The organism is Streptomyces sp. H27-H1, from assembly GCF_026627445.1.
Lineage (GTDB): Bacteria > Actinomycetota > Actinomycetes > Streptomycetales > Streptomycetaceae > Streptomyces.
Genome location: NZ_JAPNLJ010000021.1, coordinates 39,414 through 64,244, shown reverse-complemented (window position 1 = coordinate 64,244; position 24,831 = coordinate 39,414). Strand labels below are relative to the sequence as shown.

The 24,831-nt window shown below is 70.2% G+C and carries 22 protein-coding genes and 3 pseudogenes; 14 read left to right on the top strand and 11 right to left on the bottom strand.

Annotation, left to right across the window (positions count from 1 at the left end):
• Window positions 1–11: 11 nt before the first annotated feature.
• The 5 genes and pseudogenes from OTB20_RS22990 to OTB20_RS22970 form a co-directional block, all read left to right on the top strand.
• Window positions 12–632, top strand: coding sequence for a helix-turn-helix transcriptional regulator (locus tag OTB20_RS22990; protein ID WP_267820204.1), 621 nt, complete (start codon window positions 12–14; stop codon window positions 630–632).
• A 258-nt stretch (window positions 633–890) separates the two neighbouring features.
• Window positions 891–1,559, top strand: coding sequence for a 2Fe-2S iron-sulfur cluster-binding protein (locus OTB20_RS22985; RefSeq protein WP_420716467.1), 669 nt, complete (start codon window positions 891–893; stop codon window positions 1,557–1,559).
• Complete coding sequence (locus OTB20_RS22980) at window positions 1,556–2,578, top strand: FAD binding domain-containing protein (protein ID WP_267820202.1); 1,023 nt, start codon at window positions 1,556–1,558, stop codon at window positions 2,576–2,578. The genes OTB20_RS22985 and OTB20_RS22980 overlap by 4 nt, the downstream gene beginning before the upstream one ends.
• A 59-nt stretch (window positions 2,579–2,637) precedes the next feature.
• Window positions 2,638–4,767, top strand: a complete 2,130-nt coding sequence (locus OTB20_RS22975) for a xanthine dehydrogenase family protein molybdopterin-binding subunit (protein WP_267820201.1) — start codon at window positions 2,638–2,640, stop codon at window positions 4,765–4,767.
• Between the two features lie 191 nt (window positions 4,768–4,958).
• Window positions 4,959–5,171: pseudogene (locus OTB20_RS22970) on the top strand (ATP-binding protein); the annotation flags it as partial.
• Between the two features lie 181 nt (window positions 5,172–5,352).
• Here the strand turns inward: OTB20_RS22970 and OTB20_RS22965 are convergent.
• The 3 genes from OTB20_RS22965 to OTB20_RS22955 all read right to left on the bottom strand — a co-directional run bounded on the left by OTB20_RS22965 (window position 5,353) and on the right by OTB20_RS22955 (window position 7,922).
• A complete protein-coding gene (locus tag OTB20_RS22965; protein WP_267820200.1) occupies window positions 5,353–5,604 on the bottom strand; it encodes a hypothetical protein in 252 nt (83 codons plus the stop codon).
• 135 nt (window positions 5,605–5,739) lie between these two features.
• A complete protein-coding gene (locus OTB20_RS22960; protein ID WP_267820199.1) occupies window positions 5,740–6,438 on the bottom strand; it encodes a helix-turn-helix transcriptional regulator in 699 nt (232 codons plus the stop codon).
• Window positions 6,439–6,500: 62 nt separating this feature from the next.
• Complete coding sequence (locus OTB20_RS22955; protein ID WP_267820197.1) at window positions 6,501–7,922, bottom strand: nucleobase:cation symporter-2 family protein; 1,422 nt, start codon at window positions 7,920–7,922, stop codon at window positions 6,501–6,503.
• 906 nt (window positions 7,923–8,828) lie between these two features.
• Between OTB20_RS22955 and OTB20_RS22950 the strand changes: the two genes are divergently transcribed.
• The 3 genes from OTB20_RS22950 to OTB20_RS22940 all read left to right on the top strand — a co-directional run bounded on the left by OTB20_RS22950 (window position 8,829) and on the right by OTB20_RS22940 (window position 12,191).
• Window positions 8,829–10,106 carry an Nramp family divalent metal transporter gene (locus OTB20_RS22950; RefSeq protein WP_267820196.1) on the top strand — a complete coding sequence of 426 codons (1,278 nt, stop codon included), beginning with the start codon at window positions 8,829–8,831 and terminating at the stop codon, window positions 10,104–10,106.
• A 370-nt stretch (window positions 10,107–10,476) separates the two neighbouring features.
• Entirely contained in the window at window positions 10,477–11,520 is a 1,044-nt protein-coding gene (locus OTB20_RS22945) for a sporulation protein (protein ID WP_267820195.1), read from the top strand.
• A gap of 266 nt (window positions 11,521–11,786) precedes the next feature.
• Window positions 11,787–12,191: an STAS domain-containing protein gene (locus OTB20_RS22940; RefSeq protein WP_267820193.1), complete on the top strand. Its 405-nt coding sequence runs from the start codon at window positions 11,787–11,789 to the stop codon at window positions 12,189–12,191.
• 293 nt (window positions 12,192–12,484) lie between these two features.
• Here OTB20_RS22940 and OTB20_RS22935 read toward each other — a convergent pair whose 3' ends face one another.
• The 3 genes from OTB20_RS22935 to OTB20_RS22925 form a co-directional block, all read right to left on the bottom strand.
• Complete coding sequence (locus OTB20_RS22935; RefSeq protein WP_267820191.1) at window positions 12,485–13,210, bottom strand: peptidylprolyl isomerase; 726 nt, start codon at window positions 13,208–13,210, stop codon at window positions 12,485–12,487.
• A 494-nt stretch (window positions 13,211–13,704) separates the two neighbouring features.
• Window positions 13,705–14,559, bottom strand: a complete 855-nt coding sequence (locus OTB20_RS22930; RefSeq protein ID WP_267820189.1) for an ABC transporter permease — start codon at window positions 14,557–14,559, stop codon at window positions 13,705–13,707.
• Window positions 14,556–15,476, bottom strand: a complete 921-nt coding sequence (locus OTB20_RS22925; protein ID WP_267820188.1) for an ATP-binding cassette domain-containing protein — start codon at window positions 15,474–15,476, stop codon at window positions 14,556–14,558. Before OTB20_RS22925 ends, OTB20_RS22930 begins: the two co-directional genes overlap by 4 nt.
• A 207-nt stretch (window positions 15,477–15,683) precedes the next feature.
• Between OTB20_RS22925 and OTB20_RS22920 the strand changes: the two genes are divergently transcribed.
• The 3 genes from OTB20_RS22920 (at window position 15,684) to OTB20_RS22910 (ending at window position 18,275) form a co-directional block, all read left to right on the top strand.
• Window positions 15,684–16,862: a sensor histidine kinase gene (locus tag OTB20_RS22920; RefSeq protein WP_267820187.1), complete on the top strand. Its 1,179-nt coding sequence runs from the start codon at window positions 15,684–15,686 to the stop codon at window positions 16,860–16,862.
• Window positions 16,859–17,521, top strand: coding sequence for a response regulator (locus OTB20_RS22915; RefSeq protein ID WP_267820185.1), 663 nt, complete (start codon window positions 16,859–16,861; stop codon window positions 17,519–17,521). Before OTB20_RS22920 ends, OTB20_RS22915 begins: the two co-directional genes overlap by 4 nt.
• A gap of 271 nt (window positions 17,522–17,792) precedes the next feature.
• Window positions 17,793–18,275, top strand: coding sequence for a GNAT family N-acetyltransferase (locus OTB20_RS22910; protein ID WP_267820183.1), 483 nt, complete (start codon window positions 17,793–17,795; stop codon window positions 18,273–18,275).
• 143 nt (window positions 18,276–18,418) lie between these two features.
• Here the strand turns inward: OTB20_RS22910 and OTB20_RS22905 are convergent.
• Together OTB20_RS22905 and OTB20_RS22900 are read right to left on the bottom strand one after the other, a co-directional pair.
• A pseudogene (locus tag OTB20_RS22905) lies at window positions 18,419–18,616 on the bottom strand (hypothetical protein); the annotation flags it as partial.
• 36 nt (window positions 18,617–18,652) lie between these two features.
• The gene (locus tag OTB20_RS22900) at window positions 18,653–19,264 is read right to left on the bottom strand and encodes a MepB family protein (protein WP_267820181.1); all 612 of its coding nucleotides are present in this window, start codon (window positions 19,262–19,264) and stop codon (window positions 18,653–18,655) included.
• A gap of 122 nt (window positions 19,265–19,386) precedes the next feature.
• Between OTB20_RS22900 and OTB20_RS22895 the strand changes: the two genes are divergently transcribed.
• Window positions 19,387–20,028, top strand: a complete 642-nt coding sequence (locus OTB20_RS22895) for an IS982 family transposase (protein ID WP_267820179.1) — start codon at window positions 19,387–19,389, stop codon at window positions 20,026–20,028.
• Window positions 20,029–20,285: 257 nt separating this feature from the next.
• Window positions 20,286–21,776, top strand: coding sequence for a dienelactone hydrolase family protein (locus tag OTB20_RS22890; protein ID WP_267820178.1), 1,491 nt, complete (start codon window positions 20,286–20,288; stop codon window positions 21,774–21,776).
• 429 nt (window positions 21,777–22,205) lie between these two features.
• On the opposite strand, the gene OTB20_RS22885 is transcribed toward OTB20_RS22890, so the two are convergent.
• Window positions 22,206–22,637, bottom strand: coding sequence for a VOC family protein (locus OTB20_RS22885; RefSeq protein WP_267820177.1), 432 nt, complete (start codon window positions 22,635–22,637; stop codon window positions 22,206–22,208).
• 139 nt (window positions 22,638–22,776) lie between these two features.
• Window positions 22,777–23,754: an ArsR/SmtB family transcription factor gene (locus tag OTB20_RS22880; RefSeq protein WP_267820175.1), complete on the bottom strand. Its 978-nt coding sequence runs from the start codon at window positions 23,752–23,754 to the stop codon at window positions 22,777–22,779.
• 110 nt (window positions 23,755–23,864) lie between these two features.
• On the opposite strand from OTB20_RS22880, the gene OTB20_RS22875 reads away from it, so the two are divergent.
• The gene (locus OTB20_RS22875; protein WP_267820173.1) at window positions 23,865–24,278 is read left to right on the top strand and encodes a hypothetical protein; all 414 of its coding nucleotides are present in this window, start codon (window positions 23,865–23,867) and stop codon (window positions 24,276–24,278) included.
• A 68-nt stretch (window positions 24,279–24,346) separates the two neighbouring features.
• Here the strand turns inward: OTB20_RS22875 and OTB20_RS42845 are convergent.
• Window positions 24,347–24,725 (bottom strand): annotated as a pseudogene (locus tag OTB20_RS42845) (hypothetical protein); the annotation flags it as partial.
• Between the last annotated feature and the right edge of the window lie 106 nt (window positions 24,726–24,831).

Sequence of the window (24,831 nt, the reverse complement as noted above, 5' to 3'; positions counted from 1 at the left end):
CCGTCGATGGCGTGGACAACAACCAAGAGGTCCGCGAGTTCCTCACCTCGCGGCGCGCGAAGATCAGCCCCGAGCAGGCCGCAATGCCCTCCGGCAGCCGGCGCCGCGTCCCGGGCCTGCGCCGCAGTGAGGTCGCCGCCCTCGCCGACATGAGCGTGGAGTACTACGCCAAGCTGGAACGCGGCAACCTCGCCGGCGTCTCACCGGCCGTCCTCGAAGCCGTTGCCCGCGCCCTGCAGCTCGACGACGCGGAGCGCGCCCACCTCCTCCATCTGGCCCAGGCCGCCGACATAGTCGTCGCCATCCTGCGCACCGAGGCCGGCCTCAACCCCCACGACAAGGACCTCCACGACCTCGTCGGCGAGCTGTCCACCCGCAGCGACGAGTTCCGCACCAGCTGGGGCGCCCACAACGTCCGCCGCCACGGCACCGGCACCAAACGCTTCCACCACCAGGCCGTCGGGGAACTGACCCTCGCCTACGAAGGTCTCGACATGACCGCCGAAGCCGGCCTCACCCTCACCATCTACACCGCCGAGCCCGGGTCCCCCTCCGAAGAGGGCCTGCGCCTGCTCGCGTCCTGGGCAGCCCCTCAAAAGGCCCATCCCTCCACGCAGCAGTCACCCGGCTGACAGAAGGCGATCGCGTCGGGTGCCGAGCGGCGTGGGCCTCTCCGCACCAGGGCACGCACAGGCCACCCAAAGGTTCACGCCGGGCGCCTCGCAGGCTGGAGGGCGTGACCTCCGGGGCTGATCACCGACCACCGGCGGGCGTCGGCCGGTTCAGGGAGTCCGCGGCCGTGGACTGTGTGGGATCCGGAGCGTGTGAGACGGAGCAGGACGGGGAAGCCGTCTGGGTGAAACGCCACCAAACGGACACGGAGGGCAGTCGTGACGGCGCACGGAACCACACCCACGGAGCGGGCCCACGACCATGGTGAGGCTGCCCGGCCTGCCGGGGCCGCGTCCGACGGACACCGCTCACACGTCGCAGTGCGGATCAACGGGGTGGACCGGGTCCTCGCACTGGACCACCGCGTCACCCTCCTCGACGCCCTGCGCGAGCACCTGGCCCTGACCGGCTCCAAGAAGGGCTGCGACCACGGCCAGTGCGGCGCTTGCACCGTCCTCGTCAACGGCCGGCGCGCCAACGGCTGCCTGCTGCTCGCCGTGGCCCTCGACGGCGCCGAGATCACCACCGTCGAGGGCCTCGCCGACGCCGACGGAGAGCTGCACCCGCTCCAGCGGGCCTTTCTGGAGCGGGACGCCTTCCAGTGCGGCTACTGCACCCCCGGCCAGCTCTGCTCCGCCGTCGGGGTACTGCGGGAGGCCTCCTCCGGGGAGCCCTCGTGTGTCACTGACCCGGCCGCGGCCGAGCGGGGCGGACCGGTCGTGCTGAGCGCCGAAGAGATCAGGGAACGCCTCAGCGGAAACCTCTGCCGGTGCGGCGCGTACAACGGGATCGCCGAAGCGGTGGCGGACGTGAGCGCCCGGACCCGCCCCGCCTCGTCTGACACCGCTGCCCCCGCCCCCGACCCGAGCCCGGATGTGATCGCGTGAAGCCCTTCGCCTACGTACGGGCCACCAGCCTCCGGGAAGCCGCCGAGGCCTACGCGGGACACCAGGACTCCCGCTACCTCGGCGGCGGCACCAATCTCGTCGACCTCATGAAACTCGGCGTCGAGACGCCGGGCAGCCTCATCGACATCAGCCGACTGCCCCTGGACCGGATCGAGGAGCTGCCCGGCGGAGCGCTCCGCGTCGGGGCCACCGTCCCCAACAGCGACCTGGCCGCGCACCCCCTCGTACGCAGCCGCTACCCCGTCCTCTCCCAGGCCCTGCTCGCCGGGGCGTCCGGGCAACTGCGCAACATCGCCACCACCGGCGGGAACCTCCTCCAGCGCACCCGGTGCCCGTACTTCCAGGACCTCTCCAAGCCCTGCAACAAGCGCGAGCCCGGCAGCGGCTGCGGCGCCCGCGACGGCGTCCACCGCGACCACGCCGTGCTCGGCCAATCCGAGCACTGCATCGCGACGCACCCCTCGGACATGGCGGTGGCCCTGGCCGCCCTGGACGCCGAGATCGAGCTGTACGGGGGCGAGCAGGGCACCCGTACGGTACCGGCCACCGCATTCCACCGGCTGCCCGGCGACCACCCCGAGCGGGACACCGTGATCCGTCCGGGGGAGATCGTCACCTCGGTCCTGCTGCCCCCCGCCGCTCCCGGAGAGGTCTCCGTCTACCGCAAGGCCCGCGACCGAGCCTCGTACGCCTTCGCGCTGGCCTCGGTCGCCGTCGTACTCGAACTCGACCGCACCCACCGCGTACGGCGCGTCGCCCTCGCCTTCGGAGGCCTCGCCCACCGGCCCTGGCGCGCCACCACCGCCGAGGAACGACTGACCGGAGTCGAGCCCACCCCCGAAGCCGTACGGCAGGCAGTCGGGGCGGAGCTCGACCAGGCGCGACCCCTGCGCGACAACGCGTACAAGATCCCCCTCGCCCGCAACCTCGCCTGCGACGCGCTCGGCACGCTCGTACAGTCCGCGGATGCGACGCCGAGGCGCCCGCGCACGCCGTAGCCGCACGCCGTAGCCGCACATGCCGTAGCCGCCGGCACCGAACAGGAAAGGGACCCGTCATGCGCCCCACCACCGCCCCCGGCAGCCCCGCTCTCGGCAGCCCCGTCCACCGGAGCGAGGGGCGCGAGAAGGTCACCGGAGCCGCCCGCTACGCCGCCGAGCACACGCCGCGCGCGAGCGCCTATGCCTGGCCCGTGCCCGCCACCGTCGCCCGTGGCCGCGTCACCGCCATCGACGACACGGCGGCCGTGGCCCTGCCGGGCGTGATCGGCGTGCTCACCCCGTACAACGCGCCGCGTCTGGGCCGGTCGGACGACCCCACACTGAGACTGCTCCAGGATCTGCGCGTCCCCCACCGGGGCTGGTACGTCGCCCTGGCGGTCGCCGACACCCTCGAAGGCGCGCGGGCGGCCGCGGCCCACGTCCGGATCGACTACGAGACCGAGCCGCACGACGTCACCCTCCGCGTCGACCACCCCAGCGCCTACACCCCCGAGGAGGCGAACGGCGGACATCCCGCCCACCGCGAGCGGGGCGACGCGGACGCCGCGCTCGCGGCGGCCGCCGTCCGGGTCGACTGCGCCTACTCGGTGCCGCCCCTGCACAACCACCCCATGGAACCGCACGCGGCGACCGCGGACCGGGACGCCCGCAGCGGCCACCTGACCGTCCACGACTCCAGCCAAGGAGCGGGAGTGGTGCGCTCCGAGCTGGCCGGCCTGTTCGAACTGCCCGAGGAGGACATCACGGTCGTCTCCGAGCACGTGGGTGGCGGATTCGGCTCCAAAGGCACTCCGCGCGCCCACGTGGTCCTGGCCGTGATGGCGGCGCTCCACTACGGGCGACCCGTCAAACTCTCCCTTCCGCGCGGGCAGTTGCCCGCCACGGTCGGGCACCGTGCGCCCACCCTGCACCGGGTCCGGCTCGGCGCCCGCGACGACGGCACCCTCACCGCCCTGACGCACGAGGTCACCACCCACACCTCCCGCGTCCGCGAGTTCGTCGAACAAGCCGCCGTGCCCGCCCGCATCATGTACGCCGTACCCGACAGCCGCACCACCCACCGCGCCGTCGCGCTGGACGTGCCCACCCCGTCCTGGATGCGGGCCCCGGGGGAGGCTCCGGGCATGTACGCGCTGGAATCAGCGATGGACGAACTGGCCGACGCACTCGGCATGGATCCGGTCGAGCTGCGCGTGCGCAACGAGCCTGCGACAGAGCCCGACAGCGGCCGCCCGTTCAGCAGCCGCCACCTCGTGGAGTGCCTGCGCGAGGGAGCTGAGCGCTTCGGCTGGTCCGACCGGCGGACGCCGCACCGCGAGGGCCCGCTGCGCATCGGGTCGGGTGTCGCCGCCGCCACCTATCCGGTGCTCGTCGCCCCCTCAACCGCCCGCGCGCACGCCCTCCCCGATGGCGGCTACCTCGTCGAGGTCAACGCCACCGACATCGGCACCGGCGCCCGCACCGTCCTGGCCCAGGTGGCCGCCGACGCCCTACGGGTTCCGCTCGACGCGGTGACGGTCGCCGTCGGCCACACCGGCCTGCCCGCGGCCCCGCTCGCCGGGGGCTCCTCGGGCACCGCCTCCTGGGGGTGGGCCGTCCACGACGCGTGCGACGCCCTGGCCGCGCGGCTGGAGCGCCGCCACGGGCCGCTGCCGGACGGCGGGCTGTCGGCATCCGCCGACACCACCGGGTCGGTCGCGCAGAAATCCCCGTACTCCCGCCACGCGTTCGGCGCCCACTTCGCCGAGGTGGCGGTGGACACGGTCACCGGGGAGGTCCGGGTCCGCCGCATGCTCGGTGTCTTCGCCGCCGGGCACATCCTCAACCCCACGACCGCGCGGTCCCAGTTCAAAGGCGGCATGGTCATGGGCCTGGGCATGGCCTTGACCGAACACAGCACCATGGACCCGGCCTTCGGCGACTTCGTCGAGAGGGACCTGGCCTCCTACCACGTGCCGGCACACGCCGACGTTCCCCCCATCGAGGCGCACTGGATCGACGAGCATGACAAACACCTCAATCCCATGGGTTCCAAGGGGATCGGCGAGATCGGCATCGTCGGGGCAGCGGCAGCGATCGGCAACGCCGTCAGCCGCGCCACGGGGCGGCGCATGCGCGAACTCCCCCTGACGCCCGACCGCGTGCTGACCGCACTGGAAGAACCGGATTCCCGCTCGACCGCATGAATCAGCCCGCGGCTGGGCGGCATTCATGCTCTCGTCGTTCAGGTGCCGCGGAACCCGCCTTCGACGACTTGCTGTTCGTGGACGTTCCAGTCGCCGTTGAAGTTCAACGACAGTAGCCATCCGCACCCACCTCGCCGACGTCAACGGCCAGCGCCTGGACCGTCGCCCTGACCCCCGCGGATTCTCGCTAGCGGATCTTCGAGCCCTTCACGCGCCTGGATGAGGCCCGTACCCGCGACTCGGGCGGCAGCGGCCTGGGCCTGGCCATCGCCACACGCCACCAAGGCACTCTGACCCTGCACCCGGTCACCCTCGGGACCACCTTCACCCTCGACCTGCCCGCCGCGCCCCCCCCCCCCCGAAGGGACGTGACCACCGCGGCCTCCACAGCCGTCGCCGCGTGAGAAAACATCCCCGCGCAGTACCGCCTGCGCAGCGCGGGTGGACCGAGGCCGCAGCGCCCACTCTGGGTGGTGGCTCTTTTCGCGGCTTGTGGAGCCACTCTGCCCAGCGGAGCCGACGTGTCCGTGCCCGGCCGGAACTCCTGTGCACCGTGACCGCTGTCGTACTCCCTGTCGTGGACCACTACCACGGCGTCGAAATTGGAAGGATCACAAACGAACCGGGCCCACTCCTGCTGTACTGGGCCGGCCCGCCCGCGTCGATGTGCTTGAGGACCGTGCGGTAGTTGCCGATCAGAGCCTCGACGATCTCCCGCTCCGCGAGCCGGATCTCCTCCAGCTCGGTCTTGCCCTTCTTGGTCTTCATCGCCACGCGCTTGCAGAACATCGTCGCCAGGTCGTCGCGAACCGCATCCGCCCCTTGCGTACCAGGCACGCAACCTGCGTGAGGCGCTTGACGGGCTTGTAGTCCCGCAGCTCCGCCACGTCGGCCGCATCCGCATCCGCCTCCCCGGCGAAGTCGGTGATCTTCCCCGTGTCATGGGCCGGTAGAGCCCGTCGGCCGTCACTGTCAGGGGTGTGGGGTGCGGCCGAGGAGGGCCCAGAAACGGTCCGGGAGGGCGTGCAGCCACTGGGCGCGTTCGGTGGCGACCTCCTTCAGCCGGGCGTTCTCGCTGCGGGCGACGAGGTGGCCCATGTAGCGCTCGTTGAACCGGGCGTGCTCCTGGTGGAGGGTGCGCAGGGCGTGGGCCACGCGGCGTTCGTCGGCCCCCGCTGTCCGGGCGAGCACAGTCAGCTGTGCCTTCCAACGGCCTTCGACGGCTTGGCGCAGGAGGTCGACGAGTTTGGCGGCGTGGCCGATGATGCGCAGGAGTTCGTCCGGCTGCAGGCCGAGCGTGTCGGCCAGTAGCAGGGTCTGGTGGTCGGTGCCGGTCCAGCGGTGGACGGTCTCCGCATTGATGTACTCCTGTACGTCCAGGCCGATCCGTTGCGCCAGCCGCTCCTGGGTGAACTGTCGGGCCAGGCGGTGCTCGCGCAGCGTTCTGGGGATCAGTGCCATGAGGACGGGCACTGGGCACCACAGTGCGTCGGCCAAGGCGAAGAGCTCGGTCTCCGAGGGCGCCGCCGCGCCGGATTCCCAGGCCACGACCGCCTCGGGCGGACGGCGAACTCCCAACTGGGCCATATGTGAAGAGATGTGCTGGTGTGTCAGGCCGATACGAAGGCGGGCGGCCTGGGCCTCGGCGGGGGAGAAGGGGGGTGTGGCCACGTGCGAGTCACCTCGGTGGGAGGCTCCGCGGAGCCGTGTGGTTCCGCGGAGCGGGGAACTGGTCAGCGGACGGCGGTCTCCCGGCCGATGCCGTCGTCGTGCTCGACGAGCCCGTCCCAGTCGATGTCCTCCGCTGCCCCGCGAGCGGCGGAGGCGTGGAAGAAGAGGTTCAGCAGTATGGCCGCGAGGCTGCCGAGCGTGATTCCGCTGCCGAGGACTGCGCGCACCTCGGTGGGCATGCGGTCGAAGAAGGGGCCGACGACGGTAGGCAGCATGGCGGCGCCGATGCTGACGGCCAGGATCAGGGCGTTGCGCTCATCGCGGAGGTCGGCCTTGGAGAGGATCTGGATGCCGACCGTGGCGATCATTCCGAACATCGCGACGGCCGCGCCGCCGAGCACGGGGTGCGGGACGGCGGCCACCACCGCGCCGGCCTTGGGTATCAGGCCCAGGAGGATCATGAAGAAGCCGGCCGCGACCACGACGAACCGGCTTGTGATCCGGGTGATCCGGACCAGTCCGATGTTCTCCGCGAAGGCAACGTACGGGAAGGAGTTGAAGATTCCGCCGAGTACGGTGGCCACGCCGTCGGCGCGCAGCGCCCGGCCGACCGTGTCGCCGTCCACCTCCCGGCCGGTGATCTCGCCCATGGCGTACACGTCCCCGGTGGTCTCCACCATGGTGATGAGCATGACGACGACCATCGCCAGCATCGGGAAGACGGAGAACTGGGGCATGCCGTAGTGGAACGGGGTGCTGACGCCGATCCAGTGCGCTTCGCCGGCCAGTCGGAAGTCGACGTCGCCGAGCAGCCAGGCGACCGCGGTACCTCCCACCAACCCGACGAGGACCGCGATGCTGCGCACGAAGGGAGGGCCGAAGCGGGTGAGCAGCAGGATGGACAGCAGGGTCCCGCCGGCGTATGCGAGGTTGCCCGGGTCCCCGTAGCTGGGACTGCCGACCAGGTCGGAGCCGCCGCCGACGTCCTGGAGCGCCACGGGGATCAGCACGATGCCGATGACCGTGAGGAGGGTACCGGTGACGATGGGAGGGAAGTACTTGGCCAGTCGCCCGACGAACGGGGCGAGGAGGTAGGTCGCGATGCCGCCGGTGATCACGGCTCCGTACACGACCAGCAGGCCGGCGGTGCCGCCGCCCGCGCCCTGGCCGATGGCGATCATCGGAGAGACAGCGGTGAAGGTCGCCCCCTGGACGAGCGGGAGGCGGGCGCCGATCCGCCAGAAGCCCCAGGCCTGGATGACGGTGGCGATGCCCGCCGTGACCAGGTCGGCGTTGATCAGGTAGATGAGTTCCTGCGGTGAGAGTCCGAGACTGTTGCCCAGGATGATGGGCACCAGGACAGCGCCGGCGTAGAACGCCAGGACGTGCTGGAAGCCGTAGAGGGTCAGCTTGGAGAGGGGGAGAACCTCGTCCACGGGATGCTGGCCGGCCGGGGTTCTTCGGCGCGAGGTCAGTGGTGCCATCTCTGCCTTGCCTTCGAGGTAGGTGAATGAGAGTGGGGATGCGACGGCGGGTCGCGAAGGGGGCCTCGGGGTGGGGGTGTCCGGGCGGCCGCGCGGATCAGGCGGCGCACGCACCGGCCGGCGGCACGGGGTTGCCGGTGCACGTCCAGACGCTGAGGCGGAACGGGGCCGACGGGCGGCCCGATCAGCACAGATACTCTCGGACCAGCCGCTGTTACGCAAGTATGAAAGCCATGTTTTTCGTTGTAGAACCAGGAGGTAACTTATGAATCCATGGCAGATGGCGTGACTGGCTGCGGATTTCGTTGCCTGTGTGGCCCGTTCGCCGGACGGCGGCCGGGGCCCTGGAGCCCTGGTGGCCGGCGTCCTCCTGCGCTCGCCTTCGATTCGCGTGCGTCGTGTTCCACCACCTGCCCTGGGTGGGCACCGGCGAGAACGCGCAGGACCGAGCGCCGTAGTTGGCGTACCCCGCAAACTGCGGGGTCTGACCGGTCCTGCGTGATGCCTACGCCATCCGCAGGACAGTGCCAGACGCCGAGCGGTTGCACCCCCCGCCGCCACTTCCTCCGCCGCTGGCGTTCCCGTCGGCACTTCCCCCGCTCCCTTGGATCAGGTGGACCTCGGCCGCGAGTGGGTCCACCCCGCCGGCCCGGTCGAGCGGCTGGACACCTGGGTGGCGCGTCAACTCCTGGCCGGCTGCCGGGCCGCAATGGACTGCCGCAATTCCCTCGCCCTCGGCGCCCGGGGGACCGGGTGGAGGGAGTCGGCGATCAGCGCAGACCGATGCCCTGGGCAGGGCGTCCCGGGGCGGCGCCGCGCACGGCGACTGCGCAGGCCCTCTTGCGCGAGGTCCGCCGAGCCGCTTCGGTAACCAGGTCACGCAGAGCGAACGGGAAGGTGACTGGGATGGCGGACGCTACTCAGGTCGGGACCGAACAGAGCGGCAAGCCGCCGACGAGGAAGGCGAGTTGGCGGCACATCGGACCGGGAATCGTTGTTGCCGCGACCGGTGTCGGCGCCGGCGACCTCGTCGCCACGCTCATCGCGGGCAGCAAGTTCGGCTACACCCTGCTGTGGGCGGCGGTGATCGGCTGCCTGGTCAAGATCTCGCTCGCCGAGGCCGCAGGCCGCTGGCACCTCGCCACCAGCCGCACCCTCTTCGACGGCTGGCGCAGCCTCGGCTCCTGGACCACCGTCTACTTCGCGGGATACGTAGTCGTCTGGGGCTTCGTCTACGGCGCCGCCGCGATGTCCTCCAGCGCCCTCCCGCTGGCCGCGCTCTTCCCGGACACGATGAACCTCAAGGGCTGGGCCGTCCTGTGCGGCCTGGTGGGGCTGGTCTTCGTATGGTTCAACCGGTACGCCGTCTTCGAGAAGGTCATGACGGTCATGGTCGGCGCCATGTTCCTGGTGACCGTGTACCTCGCGATCCGGGTCACGCCCCACCTCGGTGACGCCTTCGCCGGCCTCGCGCCCGTACTTCCGGAAGGTTCGCTGATCTACACGCTCGGGCTGATCGGCGGTGTCGGGGGCACCATCACGCTCGCCGCGTATGGCTACTGGGTCAACGCCAAGGGCTGGACGGATGCGGGCTGGATGAAGGTGATGCGCCTCGACAACCGCGTCGCCTACATCACCACCGGCGTCTTCGTCGTGGCCATGCTCTTCGTCGGCGCCGAGGTGCTGCACTCGTCGGGGCTGGCGATCGCGAAGGGAGACAAAGGCCTGCTCGATCTGAGCGGCATCCTGAAAGACCGCTACGGCACGGTGACTTCCAAGCTCTTCCTGGTCGGCTTCTTCGCCACGTCCTTCACTTCACTGATCGGCGTCTGGCACGGGGTGAGCCTGATGTTCGCCGACTTCATGACGAAGTACCGGCCGTCCCTGACCCCGGCCGGGACGAGTCGTGAGAAGTCACTGCCTTTCCGGGCGTACCTGCTCTGGCTCACTTTCCCGCCGATGACCCTGCTCTTCCTGGACCAGCCCTTCGGTCTCGTCATCGCGTACGGGGTCATCGGCGCCTTCTTCATGCCGTTCCTGGCCCTGACGCTGCTGTGGCTCCTCAACTCCTCGCGCACACCGGCCGACTGGCGCAACGGCTTGCTGAGCAACGTGATGCTGGCGGGGGCAGGGCTGCTCTTCGTACTGCTGTGCCTGCAGCAGGTGCGGGAGCTGCCCTGGTGAGAGCGCGTCGCCGATTCCGGACCGGGCGTCAACCCCGCAGCGGGCACTCTCAGATGTCAGGGCGCGGAGCCGATGATCCCGGCGATCGGGGTGGCGGGAGCTGCGGGTGCAGCCGACCTTGCGCCGTGTCCTGTTCCGCACCCGAGGTCATGACCGGTGAGCTGGGGTGCTGGGGGAGGAGGCGGGCAGACGCTTCCGAGATACCACCCTCGACCAGCTCCTGGCAAAGCGCTGGGCCAATGCCTGGGGCGGCCGGTCACCGTCACCGAGACGGCCATGAGCGCGGTGTCCGCACCGGCCTCTGGTCTCGGATTGGATTTCCCCCGAGACCCGGGCGTCGCACTGCGAGCCGCGGCCGAGCACTGGAGCCGTGGGCCGTCGTACCTTCCTGCAAGGCAGCTCGTGGTTCGCCATCGGCGCCTATGCCGTCCCCACCACCCGGTGGCTCGCTGTCCCCGACGACACCGGCCCCGCCCCCCGCATCAGCCACCCCGGCGCGCGCCGGGTCGGCCGCGCCGACCTGGCTGAACTGTGGGATGCCTCCCAGGAGGCCCGCGGCTGGGACTCCAAATTCGGCGGCGGGAACTGGAAAGCGGGCGCGGTCTCGGACTGTCTGCGCCACAAAGCCGTACCTTTGCTGCGAGGCACCTACACCGAACAGGTCGGACGCGACCTGTTCACCGCCGTCTCCGAACTCGCACGCGTCGCCGCTTGGTCCGCTTTCGACATGGGTCACCACCAGGCCGCTCAACGTGGCTTCGGCCAGTCCCTGCGCCTGGCCCGGGCCGCAGGCAGCATGGAGGCGGGCGCCTACACGCTGGCCACAATGAGCCTTCAGGCCACCCTGCGCGGCTACCAACAGGACGCCGTCGACATGGCTCAGGGCGCTTACGACCGCGCCCGGCACATCGCCGCCCCCCGCGTTCTGGCGTTCATCGAGCTCGCCGAGGCCCGGGCCCACGGCAAGGCCGCTGACACCCGCGCGGCGGCCACCGCGCTCGCAGCCTGCGAGGCACACCTCGGAGCAGTCCGATTTGGTTGCCGCGACCCCGAGTGGATCGCCTACCTCACCCACGGCCGGATCAGCGCCGACGGCACCGAAATCCACAGAGACCTCGGCAAACCCGCCGCAGTGCTGCGCTGGGACGCCGAGGCCGCGGTGATGCCATCCGGGGTGTTCCCCCGGGCTGTCGGCATCCGTGCCGCGGTGGTCGCCTCCGCCCACCTAGGAGCACGAGAGCTCGAACTCGGCCTCACCATGGGCGACCGCGCCGTCACCATCCTGAGCCAGGTCCGCTCCACCCGCGCCCACGACTACCTGTGCTCCCTCAACCACGAACTGACCCCATGGGCCTCAGAACCACGGGTCAACGACTTCCTGCACCGCTCCGGCCCAGTTCTCGCCGCCGCCTGAGCCGGCGGCGCGCACGGGCGGCCGGCCCTCAGCGACTCCTTCGGATTCGGCGGCCACAACGCCGCCCTTGCTCTCCGCCGCGCTGCCTGACGGCCCGGCCGGGCGTAGCCGGGGAAGACGCCCTGGCCTCTGTGCACATCTCTGGAACCGCCCACCATCAGAGCGAGCTGTTGAAGTGTCAGCGAGCCCCGCGCCCTCTCTCAGGAAGTCCGCGCCAGTATGGGGAGCCCCGAGGGCCTTCCTGCCCCGGGCGGGAGGAGAACGCATTGATCACTACGAACGTCCAGCGCTACGGCAGAGTCCTGGTCGCCGTCACCGGGACACTCGACGAGGACGCGGGCACCTTGCTCCAGCGGGCGCTGGACGGCGTCACCGCCGACGAGCGGGACCTCACGGTCGACGTGCACGGCATGGTGTCCATGGACTCAGGCGGCCTGCTCCACCTCCTGGCCCTGCACCGGCGTGCAGCAAACCTGGGCCTGCGCGTCCTGGTCGTCGGCTGGCAGGCCCAACCCCAGCAGCTCATGGCCGACATCGCGGGCATCCGCGGACGTGGCGCGGCCACCGGCGAACGGTACCCCGTGGCGGGCTTCCGCCGACTGGTCGAGGAACGCGCGCAGCGCACACGAGACCTCTCGGAATTCACTGACGGCTGGTTGCCCTGCGGCTAACGGCGCACGCGCGGTCCCGAACCAGGCTCTGGTTCGGGACCGGTGTACCTCGGCGGCTCTGGCTATGGGGTGAGGTCCAGGACCCGGACAGACTGGCCTTCCCACCGCTCAGGAGCGGTGGCGGCCACCACCGCACCGTCGGGGCGGTCTGCCGTCGGCTGCGCCGCGTGCCGGCTGTGGGCGGCCGCCGGCGAGCGCGACGGACCGGTGGCCGGGCGGGCGTGAGCGGGACGGATTGCCGGGGGCGGCCGTAGGCACGCACGCTCGTCGAGGACGTACCGACATCGCGGTCGTCAATGCCGGCAGGACGGCCGGACGCGGATCAGCTCGGTCCGCAGTACAGGCGGGCCGTCGACCGGCGCGGGGTCCTCCGCGGTGGGCTCGATACCTCCGGCGGCGACTTTGTCGAGTGTCGTCAGGCCATCGGCGCCGACCGTGCCGAACACCGTGTAGTTCGGTCGCAGCGCGGAGTCGCCGTAGACGACGAAGAACTGTGAGCCGTTTGTGTCCGGACCGGCGTTGGCCATCGCCAGCAAGCCACGGCCGTAGAGGCGGCGCGCGCCGGTCGGATCTGTCGGTGCCGGCGGCAGGTCCACCGGCAGCTCGTCCTTGTACTTGTATCCCGGCCCGCCCTCACCTGTGCCGGTCGGGTCGCCGCACTGCAGGACCTTCAGCGTCGGATACGCCGTCAGACGGTGGCACACCGTACGGTCGTAGAACCCATGCCGCGCCAGGTGCAGGAAACTCTGGACCGTGCACGGCGCCTTGGCGCGGTCCAAGCGCAGCGGGAGCGGGCCCTGGCTGGTCGGAACTGCCAAATCAACCGTGCCACGACTGGGGGTGCGCCGCGGGTCAGGCGGCAGCGGAACAGGGCGTGCCGGCGGCTCGTCCGGGGTTTGGGTGTACTGGCAAGGGCCGTGCGTGCTGCGCGACGGAGCGCCGTCGGAGGCGGTGGCGGCGCTCCCCCCGGACACGACTAACGCCACGGCCGCGAATGCGCTGATCAGTGCTCGGTTCATCCTGTGCCCTCCCGATGATCGCCAGGTTTCGGAGCGGTCGCAGTCTAGGGCGTGGGTCGGTCGGCGGGAACGGATAACGAAAGGAGGCCTCGATCAACGTTCGGGCGGCGGCCTGTACGGCGGCCGTCAGCGCTCGCTCGACTTACCCGGACGACTCCAGGGCGCCGAGGGTCGCGGCTCCGTCGATCAGGGACGCCAGCTGGAAGGCGAGGATCTCAGGGACGGCCGCTCGGGGCGGTGAGGGACACGGGCGGCAAGCCTTCGTCGAAGCCCTCTCAAACAGACGTTGGGCGACGTCCTCGTCCAGGCCATCGTGCTCCCGCTCCTCAGGCAGCCAGGCCCGCAGCGGCTGCGTTCAGGACCAGACCGAGCGCGCTGAGCTGACCGCCCGTCAGGGCCTGTCGAAGCTTCTGACAGCAACACCGGTTTCCTGGTCCGTTCCTACTCGGCCCCCCGTTCCTCCGGGGCGCGATATGCCCGTCTCGGAGGAACGTTCACACGTCGCGGTGCCGCACGACGACCACAGCGAGTACGACCGCGATCAGCGGCCAGAGCGCGTACACGGCCCAGGAGCCGGGGACGGTGGCGCTGTAGGCGAGCGAATGGGGATCCGGTGCCCAGTTCTGGACGAGACGCTTCCAGGCCGTGACTGGCATCGCATGGCTCATGGCGGCGGACCAATGTGCGCTCTGCGAGAAGACCGGCGGCAGCATCACCAGGGTAAAGGCGCTGGTGACCATAGTAGTGGCGCTGTGCCTGATCAGAGCCCCGAAGCCGAGGCCGATCAGTGCGCAGACCGGGGCCAGCAGGGCGGACGCCACCAGCGCCCGGAGCACTCCGGGATGGGTGAGCGGAACCCCGGCCTGCTGCCTGTTCAGGAGGGCTTGGGAGACCAGGAAGCAACCGGTGGAGATGACCGTGCCGACTGCGGTCCAGAGTGCGGCTGTGACGACCGCCTTGGCCAGCACCACCGCGCCACGGGCGGGGACGGCCACGGTGGTGGTGCGAATCAGGCCGCTGCTGTACTCGCTCACGACGGTGAGGGCGCCGACGCTGCCGGCGACGAGCATCAGTGTCATGTATCCGGGCGGGGGGAACGCGTCGAACACATGGAATCCCTGGTCGGCCCTCGCCGCCGCGCTCATCGTCCGGAGGTTGTTGATTTCCGCCAGTGCCGCTACAGCGGCGGACCCGATGACGAACAGAGTGGTGAGTGCGAGGGTCCACGGGGTGGAGCGCAGGGACCGTATTTTGATCCATTCGGAAACGAGCAGGTTGCGGAATCGGGCGGGCGGCTCGGCGGCAGTCACGGCCGAGATGGTCGGGGTGGCCGAGGAGAGTGTGGTCATCGGGGTTGTCCTGCCTGGTATTCGACGCTGTCGGCGGTGAGTTCCATGAAGGCCTCCTCCAGTGAGGCGGTTCGGGTGGTCAGCTCGTTCAGCAGGATCCGGTTTTCGAAGGCGAGCGCTGCGATCCGGTCCGCCGGCAGCCCGGTCACGGCGAGTTTCCCGGAGCCCGCCGAGCCCTCCGGCTCAACCGACGCCCCCGCGGCGGTCAGTACCGCCGTCAGCTCGGTGGCCTGCCGCGTGCCCACCACGACGCCGAGGCGGGTGCTGCGTGCCGCGAAGTCCCCTACCGACTCGGCGGCGATGAGCCGGCCCCGGCCGATGACGACGAGCTGGTCGGCGGTGTTTTCCATCTCCGACATGAGGTGGCTGGAGAGAAAGACCGTACGGCCCTCGGCCGCGAGGCGCCGGAAGAGGCGGCGCATCCAGAGCACACCTTCGGGGTCCATGCCGTTGACCGGCTCGTCGAACATCAGCACCGGCGGGTCGCCGAGCAGCGCGGTGGCGATCCCGAGCCGCTGCTTCATGCCGAGCGAGAAGCCGCCGATGCGGCGGGGCGCGGCCTCGGCCAGGCCCACCTCGCGCAGCACCTCGTCCACCCTGCGCGGGGAGATCCCGTTGCTATGGGCCAGGGCGGACAAGTGGGCCGCGGCGGTGCGTCCGCCGTGGACCTGGCCCGCGTCGAGGAGGGCGCCGACGTGCCGCAGTCCGCGCGGGTGGCTGCGGAAGGGGACGCCGCTGACGGTGGCGGCACCGCCGGTGGGCGCGTCCAGGCCGAGGATCATTCGCAGGGTGGTGGTCTTGCCTGCTCCGTTGGGGCCGAGGAATCCGGTGACCTGGCCCGGTCGCACGGCGAAGGACAACTGGTCGACGGCGGTCTTGCCACCGTAGCGCTTGGTGAGTTCGTTGACTTCGATCACAGGGACAACCCTGCCGGGAGGGACCCGCCCGGTCATGGGGCCTCGGGTGGCAATCGTGCGACCGCGTTCGCCTGTGGGCGTACGTCCGCGGGCGGATCCCGCAGGGGCGGTGGCTGGATAGCCTCGCGGGATGGACGTCATACCGAGCACCCCGTTGCACGCGCGCCTCGCACAGCGCGGTCTCTCGCTTGAGAGGTCGCACCACTGATGACGAGAACGAAGATCATGGCCTGGGTCGGAGGCGCCGTATATCTCCTCGCGGTGGGTCTGCTCATAGGAGGTGCGCCGCGGGCTTCGGGCACGGTCCACGGTATCGGGACATTGCTTGCCGCGAGTCTGCTCGTCGGTGTGCTGCGAAGCTCGCCGCTCCTGGCCCTGTCCCTAGCGCTCTTCGGGTCCACCGCCGTGGTGGTGGGTGTCCCCAGCTCCGCCCATGCGAACCTGTCGGCTTCGTACCAGGGCCAGTTCTTGTCGTATCTGGCCGTGGACGTGGTCCTGGGCTACATCGTCGCCACCTGCGCGCGGCGCGCTTCAACCGTCGCTGGGGCCGGATCCCTCCTCGTCCAGCTTCTGGTCATCGGTGGCTACTCGCACGGGGACAACGTGACCGTCAACCTCCTGATCGCCCTCCTGGCGATGGCCGCGGCCTGCATGGTCGGACTGCTGAGCCGCGAGCGCCGCGAGCACGCGGTGGCGCTGCGCTCACAAGAGGTGTCCGAGGCCGTGATCGCCGAACGGCTACGGATCGCACGGGAGTTGCACGACATGGTCGCGCACAGCATCGGCATCATCGCCATCCAGGCCGGGGCCGCGAGCCAAGTCATCCGGACCCGGCCCGTGGAGGCCGGTGAGGCACTGCGGGCCATCGAGGCCACCAGTAGGCAGACCCTGTCGGGCCTTCGGCGCACCTTGGTGGCACTGCGTCAGGCAGACCCAGGTGCGGCGACCGCGCGGGGGCCGGCAGCCCTCACGCCCTCGCCGGGTCTGGCGGACATCGAGCGGCTGGCGGCGGCGACGGCAGACGCAGGGGTACATGTGGATGTGCGCCGCACCGGGGAAGAGCGCCCCTTGCCGGCCGACATCGACCTGTCCGCGTTCCGTATCGTTCAGGAGGCGCTGACCAACGTGATCCGCCACGCGGGCACCGGACGCTGCCAGGTGCTCATCGAATACGGGGACGAGGAGCTGTGCGTGGAGGTCGTCGACGACGGGCGCGGTGCCACCGAGAACGGCTCGGGCCACGGCTTCGGCCTCGTGGGCATGCAGGAGCGGGTTGCCCTGCTGTACGGCGACCTCAGCGCCGGGCCGCGCCCAGAGGGGGGTTTCCGGGTGAGGGCCCGGCTGCCGCTGCCCGACCCCGTCAGAGTTCCGGTGGAGGCCCGATGACCGCCGGTCCTGTACGCGTCGTACTCGCCGACGACCAGCCACTGGTGCGGTCCGGCCTGCGCCTGGTCATGGCCGATCACCCCGACCTGGAGGTCGTCGGCGAAGCCGCAACCGGCGCCGAGGCGGTCCAACTGGTCAGGGACATCGGCCCCGACGTCGTGGTGATGGACATCCGGATGCCCGGCATGGACGGGATCGAGGCCACTCGCCTGATCACCGCCGGCCCGACCGCGACGCGCGTCCTCGTCCTGACCACGTTCGACGAGGACGACTACGTCTACGGCGCGCTGCGGGCCGGTGCGAGCGGCTTCGTGGTCAAGGACATGGCGCTGAACGACATCCTCGCGGCGATCCGCGTGGTCGCCGGCGGCGATGCGCTGATCGCGCCGGGGGTTACCCGCCGGCTGATCGCCGACTTCGTCGGGTGCCCCCCGCAGCGCTCCCCGCGGCCGGTCGCGGGCATCACCGAGCGGGAACGGGAAGTCCTGACTCTCATCGGGCGCGGCCGGACGAACACCGAGATCGCGCAGGACCTCTTCATCACGGTGGCCACCGCCAAGTCTCACGTGTCACGCCTGCTCACCAAACTGGGCGCCCGGGACCGGGTCCAGCTCGTGATCACCGCCTATGAGATGGGGCTCGTCACGCTGCCCGGCTGAACAAGCGCCATGGCTTCGGCCAGGGCCGGAACCGTGGCGCTTGCTGCCTCCCTCTGCGGAGTGCGCGGGCCGGGACCGTCGCCCGGACGGACAGGTCCAGACTGAGGCGGCCGTTCATGTCCAGCTCGAACCGGCCGTACGGATTCACAAGGGGCAGATGCCGCCGACACCGTCCGCCTCCGGGGTGCAGACAACACTCGCGCGGTGTAGGAATCGGCGCCCGAAAACTAGTCACTCCCGTCTTTCCCCCAAGGTCGTTAGGGTCGGGCCTATGGCTTCCACAGATGTCTTCCTGCGTCCCGTGCACCCCAGCGATCTGCCTGTGTTCTTCCGGCACATGAGCGACCCCGAGTCGAATCAGATGGCCGCCTTCACCTCCGAGGACCCGACGGACCGGCCCAACTTCGACGCGCACTGGAAGCGCATCCTCGCCTCGCCCGATGTCGTCACCCGCACCGTGCTCGCGGACGGCGACGTGGTCGGACACGCGGCCGTGTACGGCGAGCCGGGCGAGCGGGAGGTCACGTACTTCATCGATCGCTACTACTGGGGACGGGGCATCGCGACCGCAGCGCTGCGGGGGCTGCTCGCCGAGGTCCCCGAACGCCCCCTGCTCGCCCGCGCGGCCGCGGACAATACCGGATCGGTGCGGGTCCTGGAGAAGTGCGGCTTCAAGGTCGTCGGCGAGGACCGGGGCTTCGCGAACGCGCGGGGAGCGGAGATCGACGAGCTGGTGCTCCGGTTGGAAGGATAATCTTCCCCACCCCCCGTTAGGCGTACGCCTTCTCGTCGGCCGCCACGGACCAGGCTCTGGTTGGGGCCGATGTACCTCGAGGGCAGCCGAGCCCGGCTGGTCCCTCTACGCCCCGGCCTGCGCGCTCGTCGAAGCCCTGGACCTCACGCCGTGACCAGAGCCCCGGCCGGGCAACGGGCCGGCCTTCCGCCGATCCACCGCGCGTCCAGTTCATCGTCGAGCTCGCTCTGCCCGGCCGCGGTGGGCGCGTATCCGTTCCAGGCCCGCAGTGCGGCCTGCGCCCACTCGGCACGCCCGGCACGCTCGGCCGGGGTCGGCATCGTCTCGGCCAGCCGGGCTAGACGAGTCATTCCGATGTGATCGGTGGTCGTAGGTGATCAGCGATCGCGTGAGGGGCCGGCCGGTCTTGTCGTTGTGCCAGCGCCGTCCTGCGGGTGGTAGAGCTCTTGGGCGCAGGCCAGGTCGATAGGCCCGTCCTGGTGCAAGTGCAGGAAGAAGTCCAGCTGCCACGCCTGCGCACTGCCGGCCTGACGGTTGGTGGTGGTCACCCAGGGCGGGTAGACGCGGAAGGCTCGTTTCCCACCGGAGCCGTTTGCTGACACGACACCGTGTTGGCGGAGCGCGTCCATGGGAAAGACGAACTGGCCGAGGTGGTGATGGTCGCGGGTACTGATGACAAAGAGGTCGACGGGGTCGGTGGCGTCGAAGGGCTGGATGGGCCCGGCCGGGGACCTCTTCCAGACGGTGACGAATTGGCCGACCTTGGTGGGGGTCGTCTTGGCTGCGCGGAACCGGATGGAGAGGCCGTCAAGGGTGAATTCATGGGCGGCGTAAGCGGCACCCTCGGCTTCGGGCACTGGCTGCGAGCAGGTGAACCCGCAGGGGTCGTAGACGAGCGCCTTCGCCGCAATGAGATCTCCGTGGGCCGGGGCGGTGTCCGACCACGGTTTGGGGTGGAGACCGGATGAGTGCTCGCGGTTCGTCGTCATTCGTCCACCCTGTCACGGGTGCTTAACGCAGTCGGCTCGACTTGGGGGCATCGCTCTCGTCGAGGTGATCAGAATGCTGACGGTGTGTCCGGGAACGCAGGCAGGGCGTCCGAGATCGTTGTGTGACGAACAACCTGGACGCCCTGTTGGCAGCGCTTTACGTGAAGATGGACGACGAGATCGGAGGAACCCGACGGCTGGGCCGCCCACCACGGTCGACGGACTCCGAGCTGGTCACGCTTGCCGTTGCTCAAGCGATGCCCGGTTTCACCTCGGAGTCGCGGTGGCTTCGGTTCGTGGACTCCCGCCTGGGTGCGCTGTTCCCGTACGTGCCAAAGCAGCCGGGCTGGAACAAGCGGCTGAGGGCCGCTCTGCCGCTGGTCAAGAAGGTGATACGGGTGCTGGCCGTCGATACGGGCTTCTGGTTCGACACCACTGGATTGCTGATGATCTCGGACAAAGGCTTCGCCTCCAAGGAGTTCGAGGCCGACCCGGCCTTGCGGGGTGCCGAGTTGCTGAGGCCGTCGTTCAAGCGCGAGAAAAAGCGCAAGGATGAGAGTCTCCTGAAGTCGGTGCGGCAGCTGACCGAGTCGGTCGACGACACCCTCAAGGGCCGGCTCGACCTGGAACGACATGGAGGGCGGACCTCCGAAGGCCCAGCCGTCCGAGTGGCCCAGCGCATCTTCGCGACGGCCGCCGCGATCTGGCACAACCACAAGACAGGTCAGCCCATCACTCGGTCCTTGATCGCCTACGACCACTGATCACATCGGAATGACTCGTCTAGATCGCGCCGGGCACAACCACATGTGGACACCCCTCCACGAACTAACGCGGAGCAGCACCAGGTACGACCGCAGGAGGAGCCCCGCTACCTTTCGCGGTGACAAAGCGGTCTTCACCTCGCGTGCTCGATTGCGACTCCGGTTGCACGGGCAAGACGCCTGGATGCGACTCTGGTCGTACAAGGGACATGCCTCGGATTGCGACTTCGGTCGCATGCGATCGCGACCGGGAACCGATGTGGCATCGGGTTCCCCGCCCCGAGGATGGCCGGGTGACCGAGATCATCGCGGGGCTGTACATGTCCCCTCTGGAGTTTTTTGCCTTGCTGGGTGGCGTCGCACTGGTGGTGGCGCGCTGGCTTCCACCTGCTGTCCGCCCACGCGTCACGATCGCGGCGGGGGTGGTCTTCGTACTGTCCGCGATCGTGCTGAGTGTGGTGGGGATCCGCTGGCAGATGCTGCCGGTACTGGCAGGCGCTGCCGTCGCGTTGCCGTTCGCCCTCTCTCCCCTGCTGCGACGCCGTACCGGCCGGCCGGCGTGGCGGGCCCGATGGTGGCTGGCGATGCCGGGGTCAGTGGCATGCGTCGGCCTGCTTGCCACGGCTCCGGTGGCCGCCTGGGCCTTTCCTGTACCCGTGTTCCCCGAGCCGTCCGGCCGTTTCGCGGTCGGCGCCCGCGTGGAGCAGTGGACCGACCCACGCCGCCCTGAGAACTTCACCGCCGATCCGCACGACCGGCGCACGGTCGTTGTCCAGCTCTGGTATCCCGCGCAGAAGAGCCCCGCAGGCGCGCAGCGGGCCCAGTACCTCGGACGCACGGAGCACGAGGCTCGTACCGTTTCCGATGCTCTCGCCCGCCAAGTTGGCTTGCCTGGCTTCCTGGTCGACGGCGTCCCGCGTGCTCACACCCATTCGGTCTTCAACGCCCCGGTGGCCGGCGGGGGCGAACGGTTCCCGGTCGTACTGTTCTCTCCCGGGTCGGGCGGAGTGCGTACCCAAAACACCGCCTGGGCGGAGGAACTGGCCAGCCACGGCTATGTGGTCGCCGCCCTCGACCACCCGTACGACTCCGCCGTCGTCGTCCTCGCCGACGGCAGAACGATCCATACCGAGATCGCCTCCACCGGAGACCGGGACAAGGACGAGAGGCTGGCGGTTGACTGGACGGCCGTTCGGGCCGCCGACCTCGGCTTCGTCCTCACCCAGCTGGACCATCTGGACCGGGGTGAGATGACCGGCCCGCTGACCGGACGTCTGGACACCAGTCGGGTCGCGGTCACCGGCCATTCCATGGGTGGCGCCGCCGCTCTGCAGGCAGCCCGGCAGGACCACCGGTTCGACGCCGTCATCGATCTGGACGGCTACCCCCACGGCCCCACCTCCCCGTCCCTCCACCAGCCGACACTCGCGCTCACCCAGGCCATCACCCCCGGAACCGACCCGCACTACATACCCCGCCTCACCGAGTCCCTGAAGCTCAGCACCGCGGCGAGCTACCGGCTCACCATCCCCGGCGCCGCACACCTCACCTTCATGGACGGCCCCCTGTACCTGCCGCCTGTGCCCTCGATCGTCGGCTCCCTGGGCCGAACCGAGGGCCCGCATGTCGTCGCAGCAACCACTCTCGCCTTCCTGGACACCACCCTGCGGCACAAACCCGGTGACCTGGCTCGCGTTCTGTCTGCCTACGGCGACCTCAGCGTCTACGACCCGGACAACAGCCGGTGATCAGCTGTGTCACGGCAACGCCGTCCTGGAAGCCGAGTCCTGTTAGCCCCGCAACCCCCGCCGGTTCGGTGGCCGGGGGCGCGGGACTGCAGCCCAGAGGAATGTGGCCGTCACCGAAGCAGACCGGGCTGCTGCCGTCATCAGCTGCCGGAAACAGCCTGAGGGGTCAGGCCAGGGCGCCGGCGATCTCAGGCCACCGGTGATGGCGGAACGACTCTGGAGTGCGTCGGCTTCCCGGGGGCCAGCACCAGGCCTGGCTTTGGATCCGAAACCCTTGGACCACAGATCCGGCGGCTGCGTAAAGCGGTGGGGCGGGGCATCGGTGCGCAGCAGCCTCACCGGGGGACGCAAGTGCCCGGCAGCGTCCGGGGGACTCATCCGCGTCGACCTCTGCGCGACCAGGGCGGGCTCGGGCGGTTGGGTGGCGCTTCAGCGCTCCGCGAGGTCTGAGGGGGCCTCCTGGATCGTCCAGCCGTTGCCGTCCGGGTCCTCGAAGGTCATGAACGAGTTCCAGGTGCCGCCCTTGCCCTCGGTCCAACCCGCCTCGCCGACGTGTCGGACGGGCGAGACGTCGACGCCCCGGCCCACCAGTTCCTCGCGGGCGGCCTCGATGTCTGTGACGCACAGCTGGAGGCCGTGCAGGCTGCCGGGGGACATCTGCTTCGTACCGGGCACGGCGGGCATTCCCTGGAGCATGGCGATCGAGCACCGTGAGCCGGACGGGGTCAGTTGGATGATGCGGACACCGGGCGCGACCTCGTCGTCCAGGTCCAGGTTGAAGCCGACCTTGGCGGCGTAGAACTCCTTCGCCCGGTCCATGTCGGTGACGGGGACCGGGACGACTTCGAGTGTCCAGTGCATGGGGAGGCTCCTCGGCGGCGTTTGCGGACGGCGACGGTTGTGGCAGGTTCCACCGTCGCTCACGGCGCGGTCGTCGCGCACGCCGAAACACCCGGGCCGCGCGGGTTTTCGGTCGGGTGGTCACCAGGTGCGCGGCCGGTCAGCCCCCGCCCGGGAGGAGGAGTTCCGTCGCCAGGGCCGTCCGCTGGTGCAGCATCCACCGGCCCGAGCGCCGCGAGGTGACGAGGTGGCAGCGGCGCAGCACGGCCAGGTGCTGGCTGACGGCCGCGCTGCTCACCCCCAGGTACGCGGCGAGTTGCGTGGTGGACACGGGCAGATCGAGGTGCACCAGCAGAGCCGCCCTGCTGCGGCCCATCAGTTCGGCCAGCGGTTGCGGCCCGGTGTCCCCGGGGGGCGACCACAACTGGCCGATACCGCGCGGCGAGTAGGTCAGCGTCGGCTGCCGCGGCGCGTTGTGCAGCACGAGGAGCCGCGGCCACGCGAAGACGCAGGGCACCAGGAGCAGTCCCGCGCCGGAGGCGGACCGCACCGCGTCGTGGCGGGGCTTGTCGATGCTCAGCTGCCCGGCGGCGTAGGTGACCTCGGGGTGGAGGTCCTCGAAGACCCGGTCCAGACCGCCGGCGGTGAGCTGGCGGGCCCGATGGGCGACGTCGGCGTCGCTGAGGGAACGCAGCCGCGGCCACACCGGTTTAACGGCCGCGCGCCAGTATGCGGCCATGGTCGCGACGAGACGCGGCAGTTCGCGTTCCGGGCGGTCGTAGAGGGGCCGCAGTGAATCCGGCAGACCCTGGCCGGTTCTCAGCTCTTCGAGGGAGTTCACCACCGCTTCGGCGGGGGTGGCGGCCACGGCGTCGAGCTCGTCGGTGAAGCGCCCGCTCATGGCCTCCGGCGGCGGTGCGAGGAAGTCCGCCACGAAGCGCGGCCCGGAGGTGAGCGCCGCGAGCACCCCGAGATCGAGGCCGGCGACCGCGGTCAGCGCTCGGGCCCGCCAGGGCCGGTGCACCATGTGCTGCCCGCTTCCCGTCAGCACGGGAACGCTGTGCACGAGTTCTTCCAGCGGGGACAGGGCGAACCGTATGCGGGCCAGGTCGTCCGGCCCCAGCAGAAGCTTGATCACGCCCGCGAGCGTAGCGGCGCCGTGGATTAAGCAGGGGCGAAATCGTGGTGCGGGGCGGCGCCTCGGGGCCAAGCTCGTGCTCACCAACCCGTCGCTACCAGGGGGAAAACATGTCGAAGTTACGCAGCCGGGTCCTGCAAGGCCTGCTCACCACCGCCCTGGCGGTGGGCACGCTCTTCGCCGCACCGGCCACGGCGTCCGCGTCCACGTGCGGGATCAATGCGGGCGGGCACCAGGGCTACTACATATGCGAGTACCCGCCGACCCTCGTGCAGTGGCCCGACGGGCACTACCAGTGGTTCGTCGTCGGGACCGACAATCATGTCTACGACTCGACGCAGCTGGGCGCGGGCAGCGCGAACTGGGGGGCCTGGTACGACCTGGGAGGTGTCGCGAAGAGTTCGGTGGAGGTCACCTACCTGACGTCGTCCAGGATCGACCTCAGGGTCTGGGGCACGTACAGCGGCTACTGGTGCAAGCGCTGGACCGGTACGGGCGGCTGGACCAACTGGTGGGACTACTGAGCCCGTTCCCCGCCGCGGGCGCCTGCTCGAAGGTGCCGCACCCCGAGGATGGCCCGGCACCCCCATTCTCATGAACCGCGGGACCGCCGTTCGCCGGACGGGTACGACAGGCCGTCCGGCGAACGGCACCGGCCCAGCCTGGTCGAACTCTGTCGGACCACCTGCGAAAACGCCGTGCGGAGGACCCGGTCACCCCGCCGCCCACCTGCTGGGCGAGATCCGGCAGATGGGCTGCACCAGCGGCGCGAATCTCCTGGCCCGAGACCGAGAGCGGTGCTGCCGGAGAAGAGGGAGCCGCCGCTGTCGCAGGGCTCGGCGCAGACGTTGGTCCGGATCATGCGGTAGGGGATGTCGCCGAGGCCGTGGTTGACGGTCGCGTTGAGACCGGTGACCGTCCCGCTGCGCTGGACGGACTTGGCCCACGGAGGAATTGCCTGCGGCCGTGATGTAAATCTGTCCTGGTTCACGGCTGATTCATGCCTTGAATGACTACTTGAAATGCGTCATGCCGAATCTCTTCAGGTGATATGGGTGTTTCGGGAAGTGGTGGATG